Genomic DNA, 25,207 nt, shown 5'->3' with positions numbered 1-25,207 from the left:
CCCGGGCTGGTACGCTGCCTGCATGAGCTCCCGGTTCCACAGTCGCTGCGGATGACGCAGTATCGCCCAGCCGGAACCGGCGTCTCTTCCGTCCGGACGTCCGGCCCCCATCCCGTCGAGATCGCGTGGCTGCCCCGAACCCCGAGCGGAGGCCCCTGATGGAAGTCAAATGGCTGGAAGATTTTCTCAGCCTGTCCGCGACATCGAGCTTCTCCCGGTCCGCGGATGAGCGCCACGTCACGCAATCCGCCCTCAGTCGCCGCATCCGGCAGCTCGAGACCTGGATCGGCGTGCCGCTGTTCGACCGCACCAGCTATCCCGTGCGCCTGACCCTGGAAGGCCAGGATTTCCTGCCGCGAGCGCGAAAGATCCTGGATCTCGTGCACCAGACCCGGATCGACCTGCGGCACCGGCACGACGCGGCGGCGGAGACCCTGACCATCGCCACGCTGAACACCCTGTCGCTGACCTTCTTCCCGACCTGGATCCGGCGGCTGGAGAGCCAGCTCGGCCCGCTGCGCACCCGATTCGAGACCCGGCCGACCTTCGCCGGCCTCATCGCCACGCTGCTCGACGGCGAGTGCGACTTCCTGCTGACCTACGCCCATGAATCGGTGCCGCTGATGAGCGACATCGCCTATTGCGAGCACCGCTGCCTGGGCGAGGAGCGGGTCATCCCGGTCTCCTCCCCCGACGCCCGGGGCCGGCCGCTGCATGCGATCGACAGCGGTACTGGGCCGATCCAGTATCTCAGCTACGGCACCGGCTCCTTCTTCGGCCATGGCCTGGTCAAGCTGTTCGCCGGGCGCCCGCTGCCGCTCGCCGTGGTCTATGAGAACGCCATGTCGGCCGGCCTCAAGGCCATGGCGCTGGCCGGGCGCGGTCTGGCCTGGATCCCGGAAAGCCTGATCGCGGAGGATCTGCGCTCCGGCGCCCTGGTCCGGGCCGGCAACCCGAGCTGGACGCTGGATGTCGAGATCCGGCTCTACCGGGCCTCCGCCCCCCGCGCCTGCGCCGATCGGTTCTGGTCGGCCATCCCCGACGGGCGCGACGAGATGCCCCTGCCCCGCAGGATCTCGGCGGTCTGACCGGCCCGCGCGAGCGATTGCTCGAGGAAGGCCAGGCTCTCCTGCCCGTCCAGCCGGTCGAGGCGGTCGTGCAGGCGTTCGATATCTCCGGCAGCGAGCGTGCCGCGGCAGCAATCGGCGAACTTGGCGCGGCGGTCGGCATCGTCGAACGGATCGGCGATGGTGCCCTTGGCCTCGCCGCGCTCGCCCGACAGCACCCGGCCATCGGCGAGGCGGATGGTGACCCGGTGCGGCAGCGCCCGCCCGGCCGCCCGCTCCGCCTCCGCCGAATGGGAGGTCATGGTGACCCGAGGCAGCAGGGCACGCATCGGCTCGGCCCCGACCGCGTCGGCGGTGAAGTCCGACAGCTCCAGCCGGTCCTTCAACAGGGCCAGGGCGATGCAGTACTGCATCGAGAAGCGCGCCTGCATCTCGTCCGTCGGATTCGGGTAGGCGAGGTTGCGCCGGTTGACGATGCCGACCAGCGTCTCGACCGTCGTCACCGCCGCTGCCGTGAAGCCGTGCTGCGCCTTCAGGTCGAGGACGATGTCGACGGCATTGTGGGTCGAGCCGCAGCAGGGGTGGCGCTTCGGCATCAGCCCCTCGCTCTCGATCACATGCGGCGCGCCGACCGCGACCGCGTCCCAGCCCGCGGCATCGGGGCCGCCGAACAGCTCGCGGAAGCCCTGCGGCGCCTCCAGGATGTCGATGCGGCCGGTCATGCCGCATTCCGCCAGCGCCGCGGCCTCGACCGCGTTGCGCGCGGCCAGCCCGGCATGCAGCGGCTTGGCGAGCGTGCCGAACTGGCCCTTCACCCCGGCGGCCATGCTGACGGCGAGACTCATCGCCCGGGCAATGCCGGCCTCGTCCAGGCCGCGCAGCCAGGCCACGCCCGCCGCCGTGCCGATGCAGCCGACGGTCGAAGTGGCATGCCAGCCGGCGGTGTAATGCGACGGGTTGACCCCACGCCCGACCGCGGCCTGCGCCTCCAGCCCGACCAGATAGGCGTCGACCAGCGCCCGCCCCGACATGCCGCGGGCCAGCGCGACGCCGAACAGCGCCGGCACCAGCACCGCCGAGGCGTGGCTGCAGGCCGGGCGGAAGTTGTCGTCATAGTCGAGCGCATGCGCCGCCGTGCCGTTGAGCAGGGCGGACAGGCTCTCTGCCGCCTGCCCGCCGCCGACCAGGGTGCAGCGCGGTCCGTCGGCGATCGAGCCGGCAAAGGCGGCGCGCACCGCCTGCACCGACGGGTCGCCGGCCCCGGCCAGCATGCAGCCGATGGTGTCGGCGATGGCGTGGCGGGCGCGGAGACGGGCGAGATCACCGAACTCGACCCCGGAGCGGCTCCAACGCGCGATCGCCTCGATGATGCTGGCCATGGTTCCTCCAGTTCAGGCGGCCATGCCGGCCCTGCGGGCGTCGAGGATCAGGGCGAGTAGCCGGCCGAACTGGAACCGGTCGATCTCCTGTCCCTTCACGTCGGTGTCGGCGCGGTGGACGATGACGACGTCGAGCGGCGGGATGACCACGCAGTAATGGCCGCCGGAGCCCCAGGCGCTATAGGTACCCTCCGGCACGATCGCGCCCGGGAAGGCGATGCCCTGCCGCGCCACCCACCACATATAGCCATAGGCGCCGCGTGGCCCGGCGTCGGAATAGGGCAGCACGCTGGCGGCCACCCAGTTCTGCGGCACCACCTCCCGGTCGCCCCAGCGGCCATCACGCAGGAACAGCAGGCCGAAGCGCGCGAGGTCGCGTGTCGACATCCGGAACGGATAGGCCGGATGGACCGAGCACGGATCGGGCCGCAGCCAGCCATCCGCCTGCTCCGCATCGAGGCGGAAATCCTGCATGCCGAGCGGCGCGGCGATCCGGTCGCGGAAAGCGGCGTGGATGCCGAGGCCGGTCAGCTGCGTGTAGATCGTGCCGAGCGCGTTGAAGTCCCAGTTGCTGTAGCACCAGGCCGTGCCCGGCGCGTGCGCATGGCGCGGCGGCTTCAGCGACTTCATCCAGGCCGTCTCGTAGCCCGCGGGGTGGAAGATGCCGGACCGGGCGGTCAGGAGGTCGTAGATGGTCGCCTGCTTCTCGCGCTCGCTGAGCCCCTCGCGGTCGTCGATGCCGAGCGTGTCCAGGGTCAGCGACAGGTCGATGGCGTCGTCGCCCCGGTGGGTGCCGATCAGGGCGCTGAGGAAGCTCTTGCGGATCGAATGGCACAGATAGCGCCGGGTGACATCGCCGCGGCTGGCGATCACCCGGCCGCCCTGCACGATCATCAGGGCAGCGGTGCCGATCCGGTCGGCATGGGCCCAGATCCGGTCGAGATGCTCCAGCGACCAGCCGGCCGACCGGATATCCTCGACCATGTCCCAGATCGTGCCGGGCCAGGGATCGGCCGGTTCGGTTGAGCTCAACGGTCTCACGATGCTATCGCCTCTTCCGTCTCGGGCGCCGGCCGGTAGCCTGTGCTCGCCTCCAGGAAGCTGCGCGTGTATGCGTCCTGCGCCTGGCGGGCACGGACGCCCTGCGCCGTCATCTCCTCGACGATGCGCCCCCCATTCATCATGGCGATGCGGTCGCAGAGATGGGCGATGACCGGAAGGTCGTGGGTCACCATCAGATAGGTCAGGCCGCGATCGCGCCGCAGCGCCTTGAGCAGGTTCAGGATCTCCGCCTGGACCGAGACGTCGAGGGCGGAGGTCGGCTCGTCCAGCAGCAGGATCTCCGGCTCGATGATCAGGCTGCGGGCGATGGCGACGCGCTGGCGCTGCCCGCCCGACAGCTCGTGGGGATAGCGGTAGCGGAAGCTCCGGCCGAGGCCGACGGCGTCGAGCGCCGCGTCGATCCGCTGCTCCGGCCGGTCGAAGCCGTGGATCCGCAGGGGCTCGGACAGCACGGCCCGCACCATCTTGCGCGGATGCAGCGAGGCATAGGGATCCTGGAACACCATCTGCACCCGGCGGAAGAACGCCTTGTCGCGCTTGCGCGGCACCTCGTGGTCACGGAACAGGATCGACCCGCCATACGCGGTGTTGAGGCCGGCGAGGGCCCTCAGCACGGTCGACTTGCCGCAGCCGGATTCGCCGATCAGCCCGAAGGATTCGCCCTGCTTCAGGACGAAGGAGACGTCGTCGACCGCGGTCATCGCCGCGGCGCCGGAGCCGAAGGTGACGTGCAGGCCGACCGCTTCCAGGATCGTGCCGGTCATGCCGCGGCTCCGGCGAAGGTCGGCCCGTCGAGCCAGGCCGGGTCGCGGCTGGGCACCTGCAGCGTGTCGACCGGCCGGTCGAGCTGCGGCAGGCTGTCCAGCAGCGCCCGGGTGTAGGGGTGGCGCGCCCGGTGCAGCTCCCGCGCCGGCAGGTCCTCCATGATCCGCCCGGCATACATCACCAGCACCCGGTCGCAGAAATCGGCCACCAGGTTGAGGTCGTGGCTGATGAACATCAGCCCGGTGCCGCGCCGTGTCACCAGCTCGTCGAGGATGGTCAGAACCTGCCGCCGCACCGTGACGTCCAGCGCCGATGTCGGCTCGTCGGCGATGATCAGGTCCGGCTCGGGGATCAGCATCATCGCGATCATGATGCGCTGGCCCATGCCGCCGGAGACCTCGTGCGGGAACAGGCGGAACACCCGATCGGGGTCGCGGATGCGGACGGCGTCCAGCATCTCCAGCGCCCGCGCCGTCGCCTCGCGCGCGCCGACCCGGTGGTGCAGCCGGTAGGCCTCGGTGATCTGCCGGCCGACCCGCATCAGCGGGTTCAGCGAGAATTTCGGGTCCTGCAGGATCATCGAGATGCGGTTGCCGCGGATCGCCCTCATCCGCCGCTCCGAGGCCGCGAGGAGGTCGATGCCGTCGAAGGCGAGCCGCCGCGCCGTCACCCGCGCCGCCTTGGGCGTCAGCTTCATGACCGAACGACCGGTCAGCGATTTGCCGGAGCCGGATTCGCCGACGATGCCGACCTTCTCGCGCCCGACGCCGAAGGAGATGCCGCGCACGGCCTGGATCGTGCCGCGGCCGCCGAGAAAGTCGATGCGCAGGTCCTCGACCTGCAGGAGCGGTTCAGCCATGGCGGGGGTCCAGGATGTCGCGCAGCCCGTCGCCGAAGAGATTGAAGGCGAGGCTGGTGAGCAGGATGGCGCAGCCGGGGATCGCCGCGATCCACCAGCTGGTCAGCACGAATTCGCGGCCGCTGGAGAGCATCGCCCCCCATTCGGGACTGGGCGGCTGCGCCCCGAGGCCAAGGAAGCCGAGCCCGGCGGCGGTCAGGATGATCGCCGCCATGTTGAGCGTGATCCGCACCACCACCGAGGGCAGGCACATCGGCACCACATGGGACAGGATGATGCGCAGCGACGACGCCCCCTGCAGCCGGACCGCGGCGATGTAGTCGGAGGACCGGATCGACAGCGTCTCGGCCCGCGCCAGCCGCGCGATCGGCGGCCAGGCGGCGAGCGAGATGGCGATGATCGCGTTCTGGATGCCGGGGCCCAACGCGGCGACGAAGGCCAGCGCCAGCACCAGGCTGGGGAAGGCCAGGAAGATGTCGACGACGCGCATCAGCACGATGTCGACCCAGCCGCCGAGATAGCCCGAGGTGGTGCCGATCAAGAGGCCGATCGGCGCCACGATCAGCGCCGTCAGCACGGCGATGTAGAGCGTGATCCGGGCGCCGAAGACGATGCGGCTGAACACGTCGCGGCCGAGCTCGTCGGTGCCGAGGATATGCGCGGCCGAGGGAGGCTGCAGCCGGATGGCGAGGTCCTGGGCGTAGATGTCGTGGGTCGCGATCAGCGGCGCGAACACCGCCATCACCAGGATCACCAGCAGGATGACCAGCCCCAGCAGCGCCGGGGGGTTGCCCACCAGCCGCAGCAGCTTGAGCCACAACTGCTGGGCCCGGGCCTGCATCGGCGAGGCCGGGACCGGGGCGTGCAGCCAGGCGCGGATCGAGCCGGGTCGTGAAGCGATGTCGCTGGGCATGTCCGCGCTCATCGGGTGCGAGGGTCGAAGATGCGGTACAGCAGGTCGCACACCAGGTTCAGCGTCACGAAGATGACGCCGATCAGCAGCGTGCAGCCGACCACCGCGTTCATGTCGCCGGCCAGCAGAGTGTTGGTCAGGTAGCGGCCGAAGCCGGGCCAGGCGAACACCGTCTCGGTCAGCACCGCGCCCTCCAGCAGGAAGGCGTAGGACAGGGCCACCACCGTCACCACCTGCACAGCGATGTTGCGGAAGGCGTGGATCCAGACGGTGCGGGCCCAGTCCAGGCCCTTGACCCGCGCCGCCACCACATATTCCTGACCCAGCTGCTCGATCATGAAACTGCGGGTCATGCGGCTGATATAGGCTAGCGCGCTGAAGCCCAGGATCGAGGCCGGCAGGATGACATGGCTGAAGACGTTGCCGAACACCTCCCACTGCCCCCGCAGCGCGGTGTCGAGCAGCAGGAAGCCGGTCATCGGCTCGATGTCGAACTCGTAGAGCACGTCGATGCGCCCAGGCCCGCCGACCCAGCCGAGCGTGGCGTAGAACAGCACCAGTCCCATCAGCCCGAGCCAGAAGGTCGGCGCCGAATAGCCCAGCAGGCCGACGACGCGGACGACGTGGTCGACCACGCTGTCGCGGTACATCGCCGCCAGCACGCCCAGCGGGATGCCGAAGCCGGTGCCGATGATGATGGCGACCGTCGCCAGCTCCAGCGTCGCCGGGAACACCCGGGCGATGTCCTCGACCACCGGCTTGCCGGTGGTCAGGGCGGTGCCGAGGTCGAGGCTGACGATGTCGCGCAGGTAGCGCAGGAACTGGACCCAGATCGGCTGGTCCAGACCGAGCTGCCGGTACACCGCGTCATAGGCCGCCTGGGTGGCGTTGTCGCCGAGGATGGCGGTAACCGGATCGAGCGGCAGCAGCCGCCCGATGAAGAAGGTCAGCGCGGCCAGCCCGAACAGGGTGACGGCGACGGACAGCACGGTCCGGCCGGCCGCCAAGGCCCAGGACGAGAAGACCCTTCGTCCTGGGGCGGCGGGCCGGCGCGGGACGGCGATGGGGGCATCGACCATGGCCCGGCGCCGCTACTTGCCAACCGACTCGTAGTAGGTGCGGAAGCCGTTCCAGCTCCAGTTCTTCAAGGACTTGCGGATCGCGGCGGGGTTGTACATCTGGAACATGATCGCCATCGGCCCCTGCTGCATGATCTGCAGCTGCAGGTCGCGGTAGATCGCGTTCCGCTTCTCCGGATCCGGCTCCAGCAGCGCCGCGTCGACCTTCTTGTTCGCATCCTCGGAATAGAAGGCCGCCCGCCAGGCCGGATACTGGGTCAGCTTCGCCTCGACCCGGTTGTCCGGGTTGTAGACCAGCCGCGAGGCGTTGCCATGGGCGTCGGGCACGCTGGTCTGCCAGGCCTGCATCGCGGTCTGGAATTCGCGCCCGCGCACCCGGCTGAACAGCTGGGCGTTGGCCATCCGCTCCAGCGTCAGCTCGACGCCGACCTTGGCGGCGTTCTGCTGCACGCTCTGAGCGATCGGGCCGGAATGCGGCAGGGTGCCGATGAAGACGGTGGCCTTGAAGCCGTTGGGGTAGCCGGCCTCGGCCAGCAGCGCCTTGGCCTTGTCGAGGTCGAGGGAGAAGGGCTGCCCCTCCTTCTCGTCCAGCGCGCCGACCGCGCCCAATTGAACGAAGCTGGCCCGCGGCACGCCGGTGTAGGTCATCACCGTCTTGCCGAGGCCGTCATAGTCGATCAGGTAGCGCATCGCCAGGCGCACCTTCTCGTTCGAGAAGATCGGATCGGCGTTGTTGAAGGTCCAGAAGAACAGCTGCGGCTTCAGCACCCGGACGATCGACACGTCCGGCGAGCTCTCCAGGTCCTTCATGTCTTCCGGCGTCAGGTCGCGGGCGACATCGACATCGCCCTGGGTCAGCATCAGGCGCTGCGTCCCCGCCTCCGCCACATGGCGGATCAGGACGCGCTTCAGCGCTGGCGCCTCGCCCCAATACTTGTCGTTCGCCTGCAGCACCACGGCCTCGCCGGCGTTCCACTGCGCCAGCTTGTAGGGGCCGACGCATTCGGTGTGGGTCGCGAGGTACTTGTTTCCGAGGTCGCCGTTCACCTCGTTCGCCATGATCGTCTTCGTGTCCATCGTGGCGGAGACGCGGTTCGCCGCGATCGCCTGCAGGACCAGGTTGGTCGGATAGGGCTTGTCGAGCTTCATGACGAGCGTGGCGTCGTCGGGCGCGGTGATCTGCGTGTCGACCTTGTCCTTGGTGAAGCCGTATTCGGTCAGCGTCGCCGCATTGCCGAAGCCGAGCTTGACCACGCGCTGCATCGACCAGGCGGTCTCGGCGGCCGTCGCCGGATTGCCCGAGGGGAAGGTGGCGCCCTTGCGCAGATGGAAGGTGATCTGCAGCCGGTCGTCCGACACATCCCAGCTCTCGGCGAAGAGCGGGATCACCTTGGTCTCGTCCGCCGGGTCGAAATCGACCAGGGAGTCGCAGGTGTTCTGCACGATCTCATTGGTCACCACCTCGCCGATCTGGGCCGGGTCGAAGGTGCTGATCGCGTCGATGTTCCAGGCCATGACCAGCGCGTTCGATGGCGTGGCGGCTCCGGCAGCAAGCGGCGCTGCGAGGATGGCGGCGCCGCAGGCCGCGCCGAGGAGATGGCGGAGCGGGCGGGATCCGGGCGGCGCCGGGATCGGACGGGCGAACATGGATCGAGCCTCCGTGCTTGTTCTGGGATTGTTGTCCGGCGTCCTCCGCGACCATCGTCCGCGTGCCGGCCTCGTTCCCCGGGCCGGCTTGTCCCGCGGGATCAGGCCGCCTTCGGCCGCGGCTGCAGCGGCGGCTGCACCTCGGGCGGGATCGGGCAGACATAGGGCGTCGTCGCCGTCCGCTCCTGATGGTCCTGCTTGGCCCGGGCCATCAGCAGCTCGTCGCCGAGCACGTCCATCGCCGTGCCGGCCATGACCTTGGCGGCATGGACCATGCCCTTATGCGCGGCCGGCGCCATGCCCTGGGCGGTGATCTGCCAGGAATGGCCGGGCGTGCCGATGGCGTGGGTGGCGACCCGCGCCTGCACCGTCGGCACCGCCCAGCTGACATCGGCGACGTCGGTCGACCCGATCATCGGCTCGCCCCGGGAGTCCTTCGGCACGATGAAGTCGCACAGCGGCAGGTCCTTGCGCGGCGGCACGCCGACGCGGCGGTAGTCGGTGAGGATGTCCTCCTCGCTCAGCGTCGCCTGGATCTGCGCCGCGTAGTCGCGGTCCGCCGCGTCGAAGGGCACCGGGCCGAGGCGCAGCAGGTGCTGGTGCATCGCCTCCTCCAGCGGGGTGTTGCCAAGCATGTTGGAGACGGCGCTCATGATCGAGATCGCGACACTGGTCTCGGTCATCAGGGCGGCGCCCTGGGCGATCTTCCGCACCCGTTCGTTCAGCGCCAGCATGCCGGCCAGGTCGCGGGCGCGGATGGCGTAGCGCACCTTGGCCGAGGCTTGCACCACATTCGGCGCGATGCCGCCGGAATCGAGCATGGCGTAATGGATGCGGGCGTCGGACGGCATGTGCTCGCGCATGTAGTTGACGCCGACATTCATCAGCTCGACGGCGTCCAGCGCGCTGCGGCCGAGATGCGGCGCCGCGGCGGCATGCGAGGCGCGGCCGGTGAAGTGGAAATCCATCCGGGTGTTGGCCAGCGACAGCGCCTCGTCGACCCGGGTCAGCGATGCCGGGTGCCAGGTGATGGCGATGTCGACATCCGCGAAGGCGCCGGCGCGCACCATGAAGGCCTTGGCCGCCCCGCCCTCCTCCGCCGGGCAGCCATAGTAGCGCACCCGCCCGGGCCGGCCGGTGGCGGCCAGGAAGTCCTTGACCGCGGTGGCGGCCAGCAGGGCGGCGGAGCCGAGCATGTTGTGGCCGCAGCCATGGCCGTAGCCGTTGCCGGGGATCGGCCTGGGCTCGGCGATATTGGCCTCCTGGCTCAGCCCCGGCAGGGCGTCGTATTCGCCGAGGATGGCGATCACCGGCCCGCCTTCGCCCGCCTCGCCCATCACCGCGGTCGGGATGCCGGCGAGGTTCTCGGTCACGCGGAAGCCCTGGGCGTTCAGCATCGCCGTGTGCTCGGCGACCGAGCGGTATTCGGTGTAGGCGATCTCGGGCATGCCCCAGATCCGGTCGCTCAGCCCCACGAACTCCGTCCGCTTGGCGTCGACCAGCTGCCAGATCTTGTCGGAATTCTGCATGGTTCTCGCTTTCGATCAGAGATGGCGGTCGAGGAAGGCGGCGACAGCGCCGAAGACGTCGTGCCGGTTCTCCCGCCGCGCGAAGCCGTGCCCTTCATGCGGCACGCGGATGTAGTCGACCGGGCGGCCGAGGCCGCGCAGGCCGGAATGGATCATCTCGCTCTCGCCCGGCGGCACGCGCGGGTCGTCCAGCCCCTGGGCCATCAGCAGCGGCACGCGGATGCGGTCCAGCTTGTGGATTGGCGAGATGCGCTCCAGCAGATCCTTGTTTGCGACCGGATCGCCATATTCCGCCGCCCGCAGCCGGCGGCGCCAGGGGCCGGTGGTCTGCAGCAGCGTGTGGAAGTTGGCGATGCCGTAGAACTCGATGCCCAGGCGCCAGAGGTCCGGGTATTCGGTCAGCGCCGCCAGCACCATGAAGCCGCCATAGGACCGGCCGAAGACACCGATCCGGGCCTGGTCGACATCGTCGCGCGCGCCCAGCGCCAGCCGCACGGCCCGCAAGTCGGCGACGCTGTCCATGCGCAGCCCGACATCGTCGAGCTGGTGATAGGGCCGGCCGTAGCCGGTGCTGCCGCGGACATTGGGCGCCACGACCATGATGCCGCGCGCCAGCATGTACTGGATGTCGGCCCGGAAGGTCGGGGTCCACTGCGCCTCCGGCCCGCCATGGACGATGATCATCGCGGGGAAGCCGCCGGCCGGCGCCTCACCCTGCGGCCGGTACAGCAGGAACGGCACCTGCAGCCCGTCGAAGCTGGCGATGCGCTGCACTTCCGGCTCGACGAAGCCGCCGACCAGCGCGCTCGTCGGGGCATCGGTCAGCCGGCTGACGGCGCCGGCGGCGATGTCGTAGCCCCAGATGCCGGGCGGCGTCGTCGCGCCCTCCAGCGGGAAGACCAGCCCGCTGCCATCGGGCCACCAGGAGACCGAGCCGATCACCCCTGGCGGCAGCCCTGCCACCACCGTCTCGGCACCACTGTCGAGGTCGCGGACCAGGAGATGGGTCCAGCCCTCCTCGTTGACGACATAGGCCAGCCGGCCCTGGTCGGGCGACAGCGCCATTGCTTCGATATCCTGCCCGTCCGGCGCCACCACCCAGGCGAGGCTGCGGTCGGCGAAGGACAGGAAGGCGATGCCCTGGAAGTCCCGGCCCTGATCAGTCAGGAGATAGAGCCCCGTGCCGTCCTTCCGGGTCTTGGCGGCGACGTAGCGCGCCCGGCCGTCATGCGGCAGGAACGGCTCATAGGCGCCGGTCGCGAGGTCCAGCCGGAACAGGTCCTGGTCCATCGTCGCCCGGGTGGAGTCCCGCACCAGCAGCGCCTGGCCGTCCGGGAAGAAGGCCATGACCTCCCGGAACAGCTCGCCTCGGTAGACGCAGGTCGCCTGCCGCATCGCGACCTCCATCACATGGATGTCCATGTGAAAGCGGTCGCGGGCGTTCGACGCGTAGGCGATGCGCGTGCCGTCCGGCGACCAGGCGCCCCAGACATGGACCACGGTCGGGTCGTCGGTCAGCGCCAGCGGCGGGCCGTCGGCGCCCGGGATCAGCCAGATCTGGTGCCGCTCATCGCCGCCGCAATCCAGGGTGAACACCAGGTCGCGGCTCTTCGGGCTGAAGGCCAGGGCGCCGACCGGCTCCGGCGTCTCCGCCGCGCGCCAGGCGGCCCCGCCTTCGGCCGGCTGCAGCCAGATCTGGGGAAAGCCGGTGCTGTCGCTCAGGTAGGCCAGAAGCCCGCCATCCGGCGACAGCGCCGGGCTCTTGGCGCCGGGGATGTCGAGATAAGGGCGGATCGTCGCCGGATCCGCCTGAATGGCGCCGTCGTCAGACACGTGACTGCCCCCTGCCCGAGCCGCCGGCCTTGGCGGCCGGCCCTGCGCCCATCAAATGGGCACGCCCAAATTATGGTCATGATGTCGTCCGGCAGAGGGGGCCGGCCAATTCATAATTTTCCTTGGTCTATTCCGCTTCGGTATAAATTCTCACCCTGGAAGGTCCGGACTCGACCGAGCCGATGCGGCGGGCGGCCGGATAGCCGGCGGCGGCGATGCGGGCCAGCAGGGCGTCGGCCCGGTCCGGCGCGCAGGCGACCAGCAGCCCGCCCGAGGTCTGCGGATCGGTCAACAGGTGGCGGCGCCATTCCGGCTGGCCGGGCGGCAGCGTCACCTCCGCCCCATAGCTGGCCCAGTTGCGGTGCGAGGCGCCGGTGACGAAGCCGTCCTGCGCCAGCGCTTCGGCCTGGGCGAACAGCGCCGGCGCGCCGTCCCGGATCGCCAGGGTGACGCCGGCGCCGCGCGCCATCTCCAGCCCATGGCCGAGCAGGCCGAAGCCTGTGACGTCGGTGACGGCGTGCACCGCCTCTTCCCGCCCCAGCTCGGCGCCGATGCGGTTGAGCTGGGTGGTGCTGGCGATCAGCTCGGCATAGCCATCGGCCGACAGCGCCTCCTTCTTGAAGGCGGCGGAATAGATGCCGACGCCGAGCGCCTTGGTCAGGATCAGCGCGTCGCCGGGCCGCGCCCCCGAGTTCCGGCGCAGCTCCGACGGCCGGCAGGTGCCGATCACGGCCAGGCCGTAGATCGGCTCCGGCGCGTCGATCGAATGGCCGCCGGCCACCGGGATCCCGGCCTCGGCGCAGGTGGCGGCGCCGCCGGCCAGGATCTCTCGCACCGTCTCCGCCGGCAGCTTGCCGAGCGGCATGCCGAGGATGGCCAGCGCGAAGATCGGCTGGCCGCCCATGGCGTAGACGTCGGAGATGGCGTTGGTGGCGGCGATCCGCCCGAAATCGCGCGGGTCGTCGACCACCGGCATGAAGAAGTCGGTGGTGGCGATGACGCAGCGATCGTCGTCGAGCTGCCAGACCGCGGCGTCGTCGCCGGTCTCGGTGCCGACCAGCAGCTGGCGGAACGGCGTCGCCGCCGGCTGCCCCGCCAGCAGCTCCTGCAGCACGGCAGGCGCCAGCTTGCAGCCGCAGCCGCCGCCATGCGCCAGGCTGGTCAGGCGGACCGGCGGCGCCTCCGCCGTGGTGGAATCGGGACGGCTGGTCATGGTTGGGCTCCCTGGTGTGGCGCCGGCCGGGAATGCGATGGTTCCGGAGGGGTGAAGGGCGCAAGTGAGGCGTCGTGCCGTCCCCGCGGGCGGCCGCACCGATCCTGGCTGTTGCCCCGCGACGCGGGAGCGCTGCTGTGTGCCACGAAGCCATTAGACGGTGGAGGCTCGCGGAGGGTCAACCGAGCTTCTGCGACTCGCCGTCTCGGCGAGCCTCGCCCCGCATGAAGCGGCCGCAATTAAGCTATTGTAAAAGCGTTACAATACCAAGGTATAGGGTGCCAACGGCCGTTTGACTTGGAACGCTTCCAAGCGTAGCATTTTTCCAGATTTGGCGTGTCTTTTGCGGAACTGGCTTCCGGGAGGTCCAGATGGACATGAAGCTCTCGCGCCGCGGCTTCCTGAAAGGGGCCGGCGCGGGTGTGGCGGGGACGACGCTCGGGGCCTTCGGCTTCGGCGACATCGAGGCGGCCTACGCCGCGGCGATCAGGCCGTTCAAACTCGCCAACACCACTGAGACCCGCAACACCTGCACCTATTGCTCGGTGGCCTGCGGCATCATCCTCTACTCCAAGGGCGACCTTCGGAAGGGCGAGAGGGCCGAGATCACCCATATCGAGGGCGATTCCGACCACCCGACCAACCGCGGCACGCTGTGCCCCAAGGGCGCGGCGCTGCTGGACACGGTCAAGTCCGCCACCCGGCTGCAAACTCCGATGCTGCGGCGCGCGGGCAGCGACACGTTCGAGCGGATCTCCTGGGGCGACGCGCTGGACAAGATCGCCCGGGCCATGAAGGACGATCGCGACGCGAACTTCATCGCCAAGAACAAGGACGGGACGACGGTCAACCGATGGCTGACCACCGGGTTCCTCGCGGCCTCGGCGACCACCAACGAAACCGCCTACGCCACCTACAAGGTGGTGCGCAGCACCGGCATTCTGGCGTTCGACAACCAAGCGCGCGTCTGACACGGCCCGACGGTGGCGAGTCTCGCCCCGACATTCGGCCGTGGAGCCATGACGAACTCCTGGACCGACATCAAGAACACCGACCTCGTCATCATCATGGGCGGCAATGCCGCCGAGGCCCATCCCTGCGGCTTCAAATGGGTGACCGAGGCCAAGGCCAACCGCGGCGCCAAGCTGATCGTCGTCGACCCGCGCTTCACCCGCTCGGCGTCGGTGGCGGACTATTACGCGCCGATCCGGCAGGGCACGGACATCGCCTTCCTGCTGGGCCTGATCAACCACTGCATCCAGAACGACAAGGTGCAGTGGGAGTATGTGAAGGCCTTCACCAACGCCACCTTCCTGGTGAAGGAGGGCTTTGCCTACAATGACGGCCTGTTCACCGGCTATGACGAGCAGAAGCGCGACTACGACAAGTCGACCTGGGACTACGAGATCGGCCCGGACGGCTTTGCCGTGGTTGACGACACGCTGCAGCATCCGCGCTGCGTGTGGAACCTGCTGAAGCAGCACGTCGCCGTCTACACGCCGGAGATGGTCGAGCGCATCACCGGCACGCCGAAGGACAAGTTCCTGAAGGTGGCCGAGATGGTCGGCGAGGCCTCGTCGCCGACCAAGGCGATGACCTCGATGTACGCGCTGGGCTGGACGCAACATTCCAAGGGTGCCCAGAACATCCGCACCATGGCGATGCTGCAGCTGATCCTGGGCAACATCGGCATCCGCGGCGGCGGCATGAACGCGCTGCGCGGCCATTCCAACATCCAGGGGCTGACCGATATCGGGCTCTTGTCGAATTCGCTGCCCGGCTACATGAACCTGCCGCGCGACACGGAAAAGGATCTCGCCACCTACATGTCGACCCGCGGCTTCAAGCCGCTGCGGCCGAACCAGACCAGCTTCTGGCAGAACTACAGGAAGTTCTTCGTCAGCTTCCAGAAGGCGATGTTCGGCGCGGCGGCGACGCCGGAGAACGACTTCGCCTATGACTGGCTGCCGAAGCTCGACGTGGCCAACTACGACATCCTGCGGGCCTTCGAGCTGATGAAGCAGGGCAAGATGAACCTCTATTTCTGCCAGGGGTTCAACCCGCTCCAGGCCTTCCCGAACAAGGCCAAGCTGGCCGAGGCGCTGGCCAAGCTGAAGCTGCTGGTGGTGATGGATCCGCTGGAGACCGAGACGGCGCGATTCTGGGAGAACCACGGCGTTTACAACGATGCGGCCACCGCCTCGATCCAGACCGAGGTGATCCAGCTGCCCACCACCTCCTTCGCCGAGGATGAGGGGTCGCTGGTCAATTCCGGACGCTGGCTGCAATGGCACTGGCCCGGCGGCACGCCCCCCGGCGAGGCCAAGACCGACGCCTGGATCATGGCGCAGATCCATCTGCGACTTAAGGAGATGTACCGGACGGAGGGAGGGGCCTTCCCCGACCCGATCCTGAACCTGAACTGGGCCTATGCCGACCCGGGCGAACCGAAGGCGGAGGAGCTGGCGAAGGAGATGAACGGGTCCGCCCTGGCGGATCTGTTCGACCCGGCCGACCCGACCAAGAAGATCGTCGAGGCCGGGAAGCAGTTGCCGAACTTCGCGGTGATGCGCGACGACGGGTCGACCGCCAGCGGCTGCTGGATCTATGCCGGCAGCTTCACCGAGGCCGGCAACATGATGGCCCGGCACGACAACTCCGACCCGGACGACACCGGCACCTTCCAGAACTGGGCGTTCTCCTGGCCGGCCAACCGGCGGATCCTGTACAACCGCGCCTCCTGCGACGTCTCGGGCAAGCCCTGGGACCCGTCCCGCAAGCTGATCGAATGGAACGGCAGCAAGTGGACCGGCTACGACGTCCCCGACATCTCGCCGACGGCGAAGCCGGAGGATGTCGGGCCGTTCATCATGAACGCCGAGGGCGTGTCGCGTCTGTTCGCCCGCGGGCTGATGCGCGAGGGGCCGTTCCCAGTGCATTACGAGCCGTTCGAGAGCCCGGTCGCCAACGTCATCGCGCCGAAGGTGCGGGGCAACCCGGCGTCACGGGTGTTCAAGGACGACTTCGCGCAATTCGCCGACATCGCCTCGCCGGACTTCCCCTATGCCGCAACTTCCTACCGGCTGACCGAGCATTTCCACTACTGGACCAAGAACAACCATGTGAACTCGGTCCTGCAGCCGGAATTCTTCGTCGAGATCTCGGAGGAGCTGGCGAAGGAGAAGAGCATCGCCAAGGGCGGCTGGGTGCGGGTGTGGTCGAAGCGCGGCTCGGTCTTCGCCAAGGCGGTGGTGACCAAGCGGATCCGGCCGCTGACCTGCGACGGCAAGACCGTCCACATCGTCGGCATCCCGATCCATTGGGGCTTCATCGGCGCCGCCCGGAAGGGCTTCGGGGCGAATGTCCTGACGCCCTTCGTCGGCGACGCCAACATCGAGACGCCGGAGTTCAAGGCCTTCTGCGTCAACATCGAGGCCTCGTCCGGGCCGCCGGTGGCGTGAGGGAGAAGAGACCATGTTTCCCCCGATCCCCAACCCCACCGTCGCCCCGACCGCCCCCAAATTCGGCGAGCAGGACCTGATCCGCCGATCGGCCTCCACGATCACCCCGGCCGCCGTGCGGCAGACCGAGGTGGCCAAGCTGATCGACGTGTCGAAATGCATCGGCTGCAAGGCCTGCCAGTCCGCCTGCATCGAGTGGAACGACACCCAGGCGCAGCCGATCGGCGAGAATCTCGGCGTCTACGACAATCCGGCCGACCTGACGCCGGACATGTTCACGCTGATGCGCTTCACCGAATGGGAGAACCCGGAGACCCAGAACCTGGAATGGCTGATCCGCAAGGATGGCTGCATGCATTGCGAGGATCCGGGCTGCCTGAAGGCATGCCCGGCGCCGGGCGCCATCGTGCAGTATTCGAACGGCATCGTCGATTTCGTGCACGAGAACTGCATCGGCTGCGGCTATTGCATCAAGGGCTGCCCGTTCAACATTCCGCGCGTCTCGCAGACCGACCACAAGGCCTACAAATGCACGCTGTGCTCCGACCGTGTCGCAGTCGGCCAGGGCCCGGCCTGCCAGAAGGCGTGCCCGACCCAGGCCATCGTGTTCGGCACCAAGGACGAGATGAAGGAATGGGCCGACTTCCGGATCAAGGACCTGAAGTCGCGCGGCTTCGACCAGGCCGGACTGTATGATCCGCCCGGCGTCGGCGGCACCCATGTCATGTATGTGCTGCACCATGCCGACAAGCCGGAGATCTATGCCGGGCTGCCGAAGGACCCGAGCATCAGCCCGATCGTCGAGGCCTGGAAGGGCGTGACCAAGGTGGTCGGGCTCGGCGCCATCGGCCTGGCCGCGGTGGCCGGCGTGCTGCACCACCTGTTCGCCGGGGCCAACCGGGTGTCGCCGGAAGATGAGAAGCACGCCGAGGAACTGGCCGGCGGAGACCGGACATGACCGCCGCCACCGATCCCCGGCCGGATGACGTCCTGCCCGGCGACGACGTCCACCCGGGCAAGCCGGTGGTGGTCGACCGCTACACGGTCGCCGCCCGGATCAACCACTGGATCACGGCGACCAGCCTGGTGCTGCTGGCCCTGTCCGGCCTGGCGATGTTCCATCCCAGCCTGTTCTTCCTGACCGCGCTGTTCGGCGGCGGCCAGTTGACGCGGACGCTGCACCCCTGGATCGGCGTGGTGCTGTTCTTCTCCTTCGCCGGCCTGTTCATCCGCTTCTGGAAGGCCAATCTGTGGAAGAGCGAGGACAACACCTGGCTGCGCCGCGCCCGCGACGTCCTCGCCGGGCGCGAGGAGAACCTGCCCGAGCTGGGCAAGTACAATGCCGGCCAGAAATTCGTATTCTGGGGCATGTCGATCCTGATCATCGTCCTGATCGCCAGCGGCTTCGTGGTCTGGGACCAGTATTTCTATCCGTTCACCACGATCGAGCAGAAGCGCATCGCCATCCTGGTGCATGCCCTGGCGGCGGTGGTGATCATCTGCGTCTGGATCACCCATGTCTATGCGGCGATCTGGGTCCGTGGCACCATCGGCGCCATGACCAAGGGCCGGGTGACCGGCGGCTGGGCTTGGCGCCACCATCGCAAATGGCTGCGCGAGCTGGTGGCGCGGAAGCCCGGGCGCGGCAAGACGGCCCCGTAGGCGCAGCAGAGACGAGTCCCGCATCACGTGGCCCGTCGGGTTCGTGAGGATCGACATGAGTGATGATACGGCCCGGCCCGACCCGACCGTGATCGGCGAGGTCGCGGCCCCGCCCTTCGCCCGCCTGCCCGACCCGCACCAGATCTTCATCGACCGCGCCCTGCGCCTGCGGGCCCTGGCGCCCTCGAGCGAGATCGGCCCCTATCTGCGGTTCCTGTCCGACCTCGCCGAGCTCCAGTACCGGATCCAGGACGACCTGCCCGAGCCGGTCCCGCCCGGCGAGGCAGCGCTGGCGTGGGCCCGCACCCATGGCATGCCGCCGCTCGACCGGTCCGGCTTCGCCCCGGACGCGGCCTTCGCGACGACCTTCGACCGCTTCACCGCCGCCGCAGAGGAGATCGCGATGCCCTCCGCGGCGGCCGAGGCCCTGAGCCGGGTGCGCGCAGCCGGCCGGGCGCAGGGCGAGAGCATGCTGCGGGCCGTTCTGGCCGCCTCCATCCCGGCGGAGGCCCTGGCCGAGCACGCCTTCATGGCGGCGGCACTGCAGGTCCATTTCGCCCGGCTGGCGGCGCGGCTGGACGCCGCGGCGCTGGGGCCGGTCGGCAACGGCGCCTGCCCGTGCTGCGGCGGGCCGCCGGTCAGCACCATGGTGGTCGGCTGGCGCGGCATGCACGGCATCCGGTTCTGCGCCTGCAGCCTGTGCGGCACTTATTGGCACCAGGTCCGGATCCAATGCGTGCTGTGCGGCAGCACCAAGGGCATCGGCTACCAGGAGGTCGAAGGCGGCGGCGGCACGGTGAAGGCCGAGACCTGCGACGGCTGCCACCGCTATGTGAAGGTGCTGTACCAGGTAAGGCAGACGGATCTGGAGCCGGTGGCGGACGACGCCGCCAGCCTCGGCCTCGACCTGCTGATGCAGCAGCAGGGCGAGTATGAGCGCGGCGGCTTCAATCCGTTCCTGCTGGGCTACTGACATGGCCGGCGCCCCCCTCCCCCGTCTGCGCGACCTGCCTTCGGTCGACCAGGTACTGAAGACGCCAGCCGCGACGACGGCCCTGGCCGCCTTCGGCCACGCCCAGACCACGGCCGCGGTGCGCGGCGCCCTGGCCGTGGCGCGAGAGGCGGTGCGTGCGGGCGCCCCCGCCCCCGACGCCGAGGGCGTGGCGGCGACCGCCGCGGCGACGCTGGCGGCCGGCGCCCGGTCGACCCAGCGGCCGGTTTTCAACCTGACCGGCACGGTGCTGCACACCAATCTCGGCCGCGCCTTGCTGGCCGAGGCGGCAGTGGAGGCGGCGGTCGAGGCCATGCGCAGCCCGGTGTCGCTGGAGTTCGACCTGTCGACTGGCCAGCGCGGCGAGCGCGACGACCATCTGCGGGACCTGCTGCGCGAGCTGACCGGGGCCGAGGACGCCACCGTGGTCAACAACAACGCGGCGGCGGTGCTGCTGGTGCTGAACACCCTCGGCCAGGGGCGCCAGTCGATCATCTCGCGCGGCGAGCTGATCGAGATCGGCGGCGCCTTCCGCATGCCCGACATCATGGCCCGGGCCGGCACGGCGCTGCGCGAGATCGGCACCACCAACCGCACCCATCCGAAGGACTACGCGGCGGCGCTGGGGCCGGAGTCCGGGCTGGTGCTGAAGGTCCACACCTCGAACTACCGCATCGCCGGCTTCACCGCCGAGGTCGCGGCGCGGGAGCTGGCGCCGCTGGCGCGCAAGCACGGCGTGCCGCTGGTGCATGATCTCGGCTCCGGCACCCTCGCCGATCTTGCGGGCATCGGCCTGGCGCATGAGCCGACGGTGCGCGAGGCGGTGGCCGAGGGCGCCGACCTCGTCACCTTCTCCGGCGACAAGCTGCTGGGCGGGCCGCAGGCGGGATTCATCGTCGGCCGCGCCGATCTGGTCGCCGCGATCAACCGCAACCCGATGAAGCGGGCGCTCAGGGTCGACAAAATCCGGCTTGCGGCGCTGGAGGCGACGCTGCGGCTGTACCGCGATCCGGCCCGGCTGGCCGAGCGCCTGCCGACGCTGCGCCTGCTGGCGCGCAAGGCCGACGAGATCGAGGCCCAGGCCCGCCACATCCTGCCGGCGGTGGCGCAGGCCGTGGGCGGCCTCGCCGCGGTCGAGCTGCGGGCCTGCGCCAGTCAGATCGGCTCCGGCGCCCTGCCGCTGGAGACGCTGCCGAGCGCCGCCCTGGCCCTGACCGTGCCGGGCGACAGCGGCCGGGCGCTGAACGCGCTGGCCGCCGCGTTGCGCGAGCTGCCGGTGCCGGTGGTCGGGCGCATCACCGGCGGCGCGCTGCTACTGGATTTGCGCTGCCTGGAGGACGAGGCCGGGTTCCTGGCCTCCCTCGCCGCGCTCGACACGGGCGATCATGGGCTGGCTTGATCGTCTTCGCGGTGGCCGGACGCCGGAGCCCCCCTCGCCCACCGTCGCCGAGCAGCTGGCCGCCGCCTCGGCCGCGGCGCGGAAAGGCGACCATGCGGCGGCGCTCGCCATCTGGGGGCCGCTCGCCCGCGACGGCGTCGCCCGGGCGCAGAGCAATATCGGCGCCTGCTTCGCCGAAGGGCTGGGGGTCGAGCGCGACCTGGCGCTCGCGGTGCGCTGGCTGAGCCTGGCGGCGGAGGCCGGCGACCCGATCGGCCAGCGCAACCTGGCGACGCTGCATTTCCGCGGCGAGGGCGTGGCGCGGGACGACGGCCGGGCTGCCGCCTTGTACCGAGCCGCCGCCGAACAGGGCGACGCCGCGGCGCAGGACATGCTGAGCTGGATGCTGGTCGAGGACGGCGTCCTGTTCGACCCGGCCGAGGCGCGGCTGTGGGCGCAGCGCGCGGCCGACCAGGGCGTCGCCACGGCGATGACGCGGCTGGGCATGCTGCATCACAACGCCCTCGGCGTCGCCCGCGATCCGGCCGAGGCTGCGCGCTGGTGGCGCAAGGCCTCCGAGTGCGGCGAGCCCGACGCGCAGGCCATGCTCGGCGCGGCCTATCATTTGGGGTCCGGCGTGCCAGCGGATCCGGTCCAGGCCCTGGCCTGGCTGATCCGCGGCCAAGCCGGCGGCAGCGCGCTCGCCGGCCGGTTCCTCGGGCCCGCCCGGGCCGTGCTCGACCCCGCCGGCATCGCCGAGGCCGAGGCCCTCTCCCGCCGCCCTCTGCCGGAGGTGGCGCCGTGATCATCGGCACCGCCGGCCATATCGACCATGGCAAGACCGCGCTGGTGCGGGCGCTGACCGGCGTCGACACCGACCGGCTGAAGGAGGAGAAGGCCCGCGGCATCACCATCGACCTCGGCTTCGCCTACCGGCCGATCCCTGGGGGTGAGGTGCTGGGCTTCATCGACGTGCCGGGCCATGAGCGGCTGGTCCACACCATGCTGGCCGGCGCCTCCGGCATCGATTTCGCGCTGCTGGTCGTGGCCGCCGATGACGGCGTGATGCCGCAGACCCGTGAGCATCTGGCGATCATCGACCTGCTCGGCATCGGCCGCGGCGTGGTCGCCCTGACCAAGGCCGATCTCGCCGCTCCCGACCGGCGCGCGGCGGTGGCGACGGAGATCCACGCGGCTTTGGCCGGAACCACCATGGCGGAAGCCGACATCCTGCCGGTCTCGGCCGTGACCGGCGAGGGCGTCGCCGAGCTGGGCGAGCGGCTGGCGCGTGAGGCCGCGGATTTCGCCGGGCGCGAGGCGGCGGGCCGGTTCCGGCTGGCGGTCGACCGGTCCTTCACCCTGCACGGCACCGGCACGGTGGTCACCGGCACCGTGCTCTCGGGGTCGGTCGCGGTCGGCGACCAGCTGGTCGCCAGCCCGTCCGGCCTGCCGGTGCGGGTGCGGTCGATCCACGCCCAGAACCGCCCGGCCGAACGTGGCCGCGCCGGCGAGCGCTGCGCCCTGAACCTGGCCGGCGACCGGGTGACGCGCGAGGCTTTTGCCCGCGGCGATGTGGTTCTAGACCCCGCCTTGCACGCCCCGACCGAGCGCATCGATGCGACCCTGCGCGTGCTGCCGGGCGAGCGCAGGCCGATCGGGCAGTGGTTCCCGGTGCGCTTCCACACCGCCGCGGCCGAGGCCGGGGCGCGGATCGTGCTGCTGGGCGACGACCCGATCCCGCCGGGCGGCGAGGCCTTCGTACAGCTGGTGCTGGACCGGCCGGTCGCCGCAGCTTCCGGTGACCGCTATGTCATCCGCGACACCTCGGCCCAGCGCACCATCGGCGGCGGCCGGCTGGTCGACCTGCGGGCGCCGGCGCGCAAGCGGCGCGGCCCGGAGCGGATGGCCCAGCTGGCGGCATTGGCGCTCGACGACCCGGAGGCCGCGCTGGTGGCGCTGCTGGCGGTGCCGCCGCAGCTGGTCGACCTCGCCGCCTTCGGCCGCGACCGGGCGCTGGGCGCCGACCGGGTGGACGCGTTGGCCGAACGGCTCGGCCTGATGCAGATCGTGGCGGGCGAACAGCGGCTGGCCCTGACCGCGGAGGACTGGACGCGGCTGACCCAGGGGCTGCTGGAGACGCTGGACGGCTTCCACCGCGACAACCCCGACCTGCCCGGCATCGGCTTCGAGCGGCTGCGCCTGCCGTCGCAGCCGCGCCTGCCCGCGCCGGCCTTCGCCGCCCTGCTGCGGGTGATGGCGCGGGCCGGCCAGGTGGCGCTGGACGGCGCCTGGGTCCGGCTGGCCGGCCACGAAGCGCATCTGACCGAGGCCGACGAGATCCTGTGGGCCGAGATCCATCCGCGGCTCGGCGGCGAGGCCCGGTTCCGGCCGCCGCGGGTGCGCGACATCGCCGGCGAGGCCGGCATCGAGGAGGCGGAGGTCCGCCGGCTGCTGAAGCGCGCCGGGCGGATGGGCCGGGTCGACGAGGTGGCGCATGACCATTTCTTCCTGCGCCCGACCGCGGCCGAGATCGTCGGCATCCTGGAGCAACTGGGCGAGGCCCATGAGACCGGCTTCACCGCGGCGCAATTCCGTGATCAGGTGGACAGCGGCCGCAAGGTCGCGATTCAGATCCTGGAGTTCTTCGACCGCCACGGCGTGACGCTGCGGCGGGGCGACCTGCGCCGACTGAACCGGCATCGGCTGGACCTGTTTCGTCCCTCGACCGGCGCGGCGCCGGCCGGGGAGCCTGGAGGAGAATCGTCCCCGGTGGGGCGTCCGGACTTCAAATCCGGGAGGGGCCGCGAGCCGGTCCTTGGTGGGTTCGACTCCCACTCTCTTCCGCCATCCCACCGCGCCCGATCATAACTATTGACCCTGTGCGGAAGGATAGACATCCTACGCGCAGCCTGCCCCCAGCCGGTAGCCAGCCCGGCCCCCACCACGCCAGAGCGAGCGGGCTCGAGGCGGGGACGGCAGGCCCGAGAGGTCACGACCCCCATGCATGCATTGTGGTTCCGGACGACGGCGGCTGCCGTCGCCGCGGCGAGCATCCTTGCGGCCACGCCCGCCGGCGCCTTCACTCGCCCGACCGCCAACGGGCAGTTCGACTACCAGATCGGCGGCGCCTATGCCGCGGCGGCCGGCGTCGCCATCGTCGACCGCGACCGGCTGGCGGCCCCCGCCCCGGGCAAGTACAGCATCTGCTACGTCAACGCCTTCCAGACCCAGCCCGACGACGCGGTGTGGTGGACCACCAACCACTCCAACCTGCTGGTCAAGAAGAACGGCAAATACGTGATCGATCCGGAGTGGCCGGACGAATACCTGCTCGACACCTCGACGGCGGCCAAGCGCACGGCGCTGATGGCGATCATCGGGCCGTGGATCGATCAGTGCGCGCGCGATGGCTTCAAGGCGGTGGAGCCGGACAACCTCGATTCCTGGACCCGCTCGAAGAGCGTGCTGACCAAGGCCCACAACACCGCCTTCGCCAAGCTGCTGGTGCAGCGCGCCCATGCCGCCAACCTCGCCATCGCGCAGAAGAACACCAGCGAGCTGGCCCCGATCGGCGTGTCACAGATCGGCTTCGACTTCGCCATCGTCGAGGAATGCCAGCTGTGGTCGGAGTGCGAGGCCTTCACCGAAATCTACGGCAACCAGGTCTACGAGATCGAGTACAACGACAACGACCGGGACGCGGACGGCAACCCGGTCGACCCGATCAGCTTCTTCAACGCCGCCTGTTCGGCGCGCGGCAGCAAGATCTCGATCATCTACCGCGACCGGGACGTGGTCCCGGCGGGGGACGGAGACTACGAATACAAATGGTGTTGAGGGGCTGACAGGCCGGCTCGGCCACAGCAACGCGCCTCCCCTCGCGGGACACGGCGTTTGTATACCTTCGATGCGTTGTTTCCTTTGCCTCTCCCGCCTGGCGGGAGGGGTCGGGCTCGCGCAGCGAGACCGGGTGAGGGCGGGCACTGGCCTCGACAAACCCCCCTCACCCGGAGGCGCAAGCGCCTCCGACCTCTCCCGTAAACGGGAGAGGCAAAACCGTCCGATCTCTCTGTGAGGGAGGCGCTTGACGACCGGTAGCCCTCAGCGGCGGCGCGGTTTCAACTCCCAGGGCGGGCGGTCGAGCCGCTTCTCGGTGAAGAGGTCGATCCAGCCGGGAGGGGTTTTCTGGCTGCCCTTGAAGTAGAAGTACCGGCATTGCTCGGGGCCGTCCTGGGGCCACCAGGGCGAGACGGGCTCGTCGTCATCCTCGCCATCGTCCTGTTTGCCGTCTTCCCCCGCCATGCGGCCATGGGACCCGCCGGCGCCGGAATGGTCCGGGTCCAGCCAGGCCGGGTCTGGGCGGATGCCC

The 25,207-nt window shown here is 70.0% G+C and carries 19 protein-coding genes, 1 tRNA gene and 1 pseudogene; 10 read left to right on the top strand and 11 right to left on the bottom strand.

The window, feature by feature from the left end; genetic code table 11:
* The first annotated feature begins 158 nt into the window (after window positions 1-158).
* Complete coding sequence (locus tag FFK22_RS01175) at window positions 159-1,088, top strand: LysR substrate-binding domain-containing protein (protein WP_138886526.1); 930 nt, start codon at window positions 159-161, stop codon at window positions 1,086-1,088.
* On the opposite strand, the gene FFK22_RS01170 is transcribed toward FFK22_RS01175, so the two are convergent.
* The 10 genes from FFK22_RS01170 to selD all read right to left on the bottom strand — a co-directional run bounded on the left by FFK22_RS01170 (window position 986) and on the right by selD (window position 13,346).
* Window positions 986-2,446: an MmgE/PrpD family protein gene (locus FFK22_RS01170; protein WP_138886527.1), complete on the bottom strand. Its 1,461-nt coding sequence runs from the start codon at window positions 2,444-2,446 to the stop codon at window positions 986-988. The genes FFK22_RS01175 and FFK22_RS01170 overlap by 103 nt on opposite strands.
* A gap of 12 nt (window positions 2,447-2,458) precedes the next feature.
* Window positions 2,459-3,478 carry a serine hydrolase gene (locus FFK22_RS01165; protein ID WP_221938305.1) on the bottom strand — a complete coding sequence of 340 codons (1,020 nt, stop codon included), beginning with the start codon at window positions 3,476-3,478 and terminating at the stop codon, window positions 2,459-2,461.
* Window positions 3,479-3,483: 5 nt separating this feature from the next.
* Entirely contained in the window at window positions 3,484-4,272 is a 789-nt protein-coding gene (locus FFK22_RS01160; protein WP_138886528.1) for an ABC transporter ATP-binding protein, read from the bottom strand.
* Window positions 4,269-5,132, bottom strand: coding sequence for an ABC transporter ATP-binding protein (locus tag FFK22_RS01155; RefSeq protein ID WP_138886529.1), 864 nt, complete (start codon window positions 5,130-5,132; stop codon window positions 4,269-4,271). Before FFK22_RS01155 ends, FFK22_RS01160 begins: the two co-directional genes overlap by 4 nt.
* The gene (gene nikC, locus FFK22_RS01150) at window positions 5,125-6,045 is read right to left on the bottom strand and encodes a nickel transporter permease (RefSeq protein WP_138886530.1); all 921 of its coding nucleotides are present in this window, start codon (window positions 6,043-6,045) and stop codon (window positions 5,125-5,127) included. The genes FFK22_RS01155 and nikC overlap by 8 nt, the downstream gene beginning before the upstream one ends.
* Window positions 6,046-6,053: 8 nt before the next feature.
* A complete protein-coding gene (locus FFK22_RS01145; RefSeq protein WP_138886531.1) occupies window positions 6,054-7,124 on the bottom strand; it encodes an ABC transporter permease in 1,071 nt (356 codons plus the stop codon).
* A gap of 12 nt (window positions 7,125-7,136) precedes the next feature.
* A complete protein-coding gene (locus FFK22_RS01140) occupies window positions 7,137-8,771 on the bottom strand; it encodes an ABC transporter substrate-binding protein (RefSeq protein ID WP_138886532.1) in 1,635 nt (544 codons plus the stop codon).
* A 101-nt stretch (window positions 8,772-8,872) separates the two neighbouring features.
* Window positions 8,873-10,300, bottom strand: coding sequence for a M20 family metallopeptidase (locus tag FFK22_RS01135; protein ID WP_138886533.1), 1,428 nt, complete (start codon window positions 10,298-10,300; stop codon window positions 8,873-8,875).
* Between the two features lie 15 nt (window positions 10,301-10,315).
* Window positions 10,316-12,133: a S9 family peptidase gene (locus FFK22_RS01130; RefSeq protein WP_221938304.1), complete on the bottom strand. Its 1,818-nt coding sequence runs from the start codon at window positions 12,131-12,133 to the stop codon at window positions 10,316-10,318.
* Between the two features lie 127 nt (window positions 12,134-12,260).
* Window positions 12,261-13,346, bottom strand: a complete 1,086-nt coding sequence (gene selD / locus FFK22_RS01125) for a selenide, water dikinase SelD (protein ID WP_138886534.1) — start codon at window positions 13,344-13,346, stop codon at window positions 12,261-12,263.
* Between the two features lie 371 nt (window positions 13,347-13,717).
* Between selD and fdnG the strand changes: the two genes are divergently transcribed.
* From fdnG to FFK22_RS01085, 9 genes and pseudogenes are all read left to right on the top strand, one after another.
* Window positions 13,718-16,807: a formate dehydrogenase-N subunit alpha gene (gene fdnG, locus FFK22_RS01120; RefSeq protein WP_138886535.1), complete on the top strand. Its 3,090-nt coding sequence runs from the start codon at window positions 13,718-13,720 to the stop codon at window positions 16,805-16,807.
* 13 nt (window positions 16,808-16,820) lie between these two features.
* Complete coding sequence (gene fdxH, locus FFK22_RS01115; RefSeq protein ID WP_138886536.1) at window positions 16,821-17,765, top strand: formate dehydrogenase subunit beta; 945 nt, start codon at window positions 16,821-16,823, stop codon at window positions 17,763-17,765.
* A complete protein-coding gene (locus FFK22_RS01110) occupies window positions 17,762-18,469 on the top strand; it encodes a formate dehydrogenase subunit gamma (RefSeq protein WP_186002243.1) in 708 nt (235 codons plus the stop codon). Before fdxH ends, FFK22_RS01110 begins: the two co-directional genes overlap by 4 nt.
* A 55-nt stretch (window positions 18,470-18,524) precedes the next feature.
* The gene (gene fdhE, locus FFK22_RS01105; protein WP_138886537.1) at window positions 18,525-19,442 is read left to right on the top strand and encodes a formate dehydrogenase accessory protein FdhE; all 918 of its coding nucleotides are present in this window, start codon (window positions 18,525-18,527) and stop codon (window positions 19,440-19,442) included.
* 1 nt (window position 19,443) lies between these two features.
* Window positions 19,444-20,859, top strand: coding sequence for an L-seryl-tRNA(Sec) selenium transferase (gene selA, locus FFK22_RS01100; protein ID WP_138886538.1), 1,416 nt, complete (start codon window positions 19,444-19,446; stop codon window positions 20,857-20,859).
* Window positions 20,846-21,643, top strand: a complete 798-nt coding sequence (locus FFK22_RS01095; protein ID WP_138886539.1) for a tetratricopeptide repeat protein — start codon at window positions 20,846-20,848, stop codon at window positions 21,641-21,643. The genes selA and FFK22_RS01095 overlap by 14 nt, the downstream gene beginning before the upstream one ends.
* Window positions 21,640-23,472 (top strand): annotated as a pseudogene (gene selB / locus FFK22_RS44750) (selenocysteine-specific translation elongation factor); the annotation flags it as partial. The gene FFK22_RS01095 and the pseudogene selB, both read left to right, overlap by 4 nt.
* A 117-nt stretch (window positions 23,473-23,589) precedes the next feature.
* Window positions 23,590-23,685, top strand: a tRNA-Sec gene (locus tag FFK22_RS42650).
* A 153-nt stretch (window positions 23,686-23,838) separates the two neighbouring features.
* Entirely contained in the window at window positions 23,839-24,675 is an 837-nt protein-coding gene (locus FFK22_RS01085; protein ID WP_138886541.1) for an endo alpha-1,4 polygalactosaminidase, read from the top strand.
* A 264-nt stretch (window positions 24,676-24,939) separates the two neighbouring features.
* Here the strand turns inward: FFK22_RS01085 and FFK22_RS42645 are convergent.
* The coding region (locus FFK22_RS42645) for a hypothetical protein (RefSeq protein WP_186002242.1) at window positions 24,940-25,207 on the bottom strand (268 nt) is incomplete at its 5' end.

The sequence above is a fragment of the Mycobacterium sp. KBS0706 genome (assembly GCF_005938675.2).
Classification (GTDB): Bacteria; Pseudomonadota; Alphaproteobacteria; order DSM-16000; family Inquilinaceae; genus Inquilinus.
This window is presented reverse-complemented; position numbering and strand designations above follow the sequence as displayed.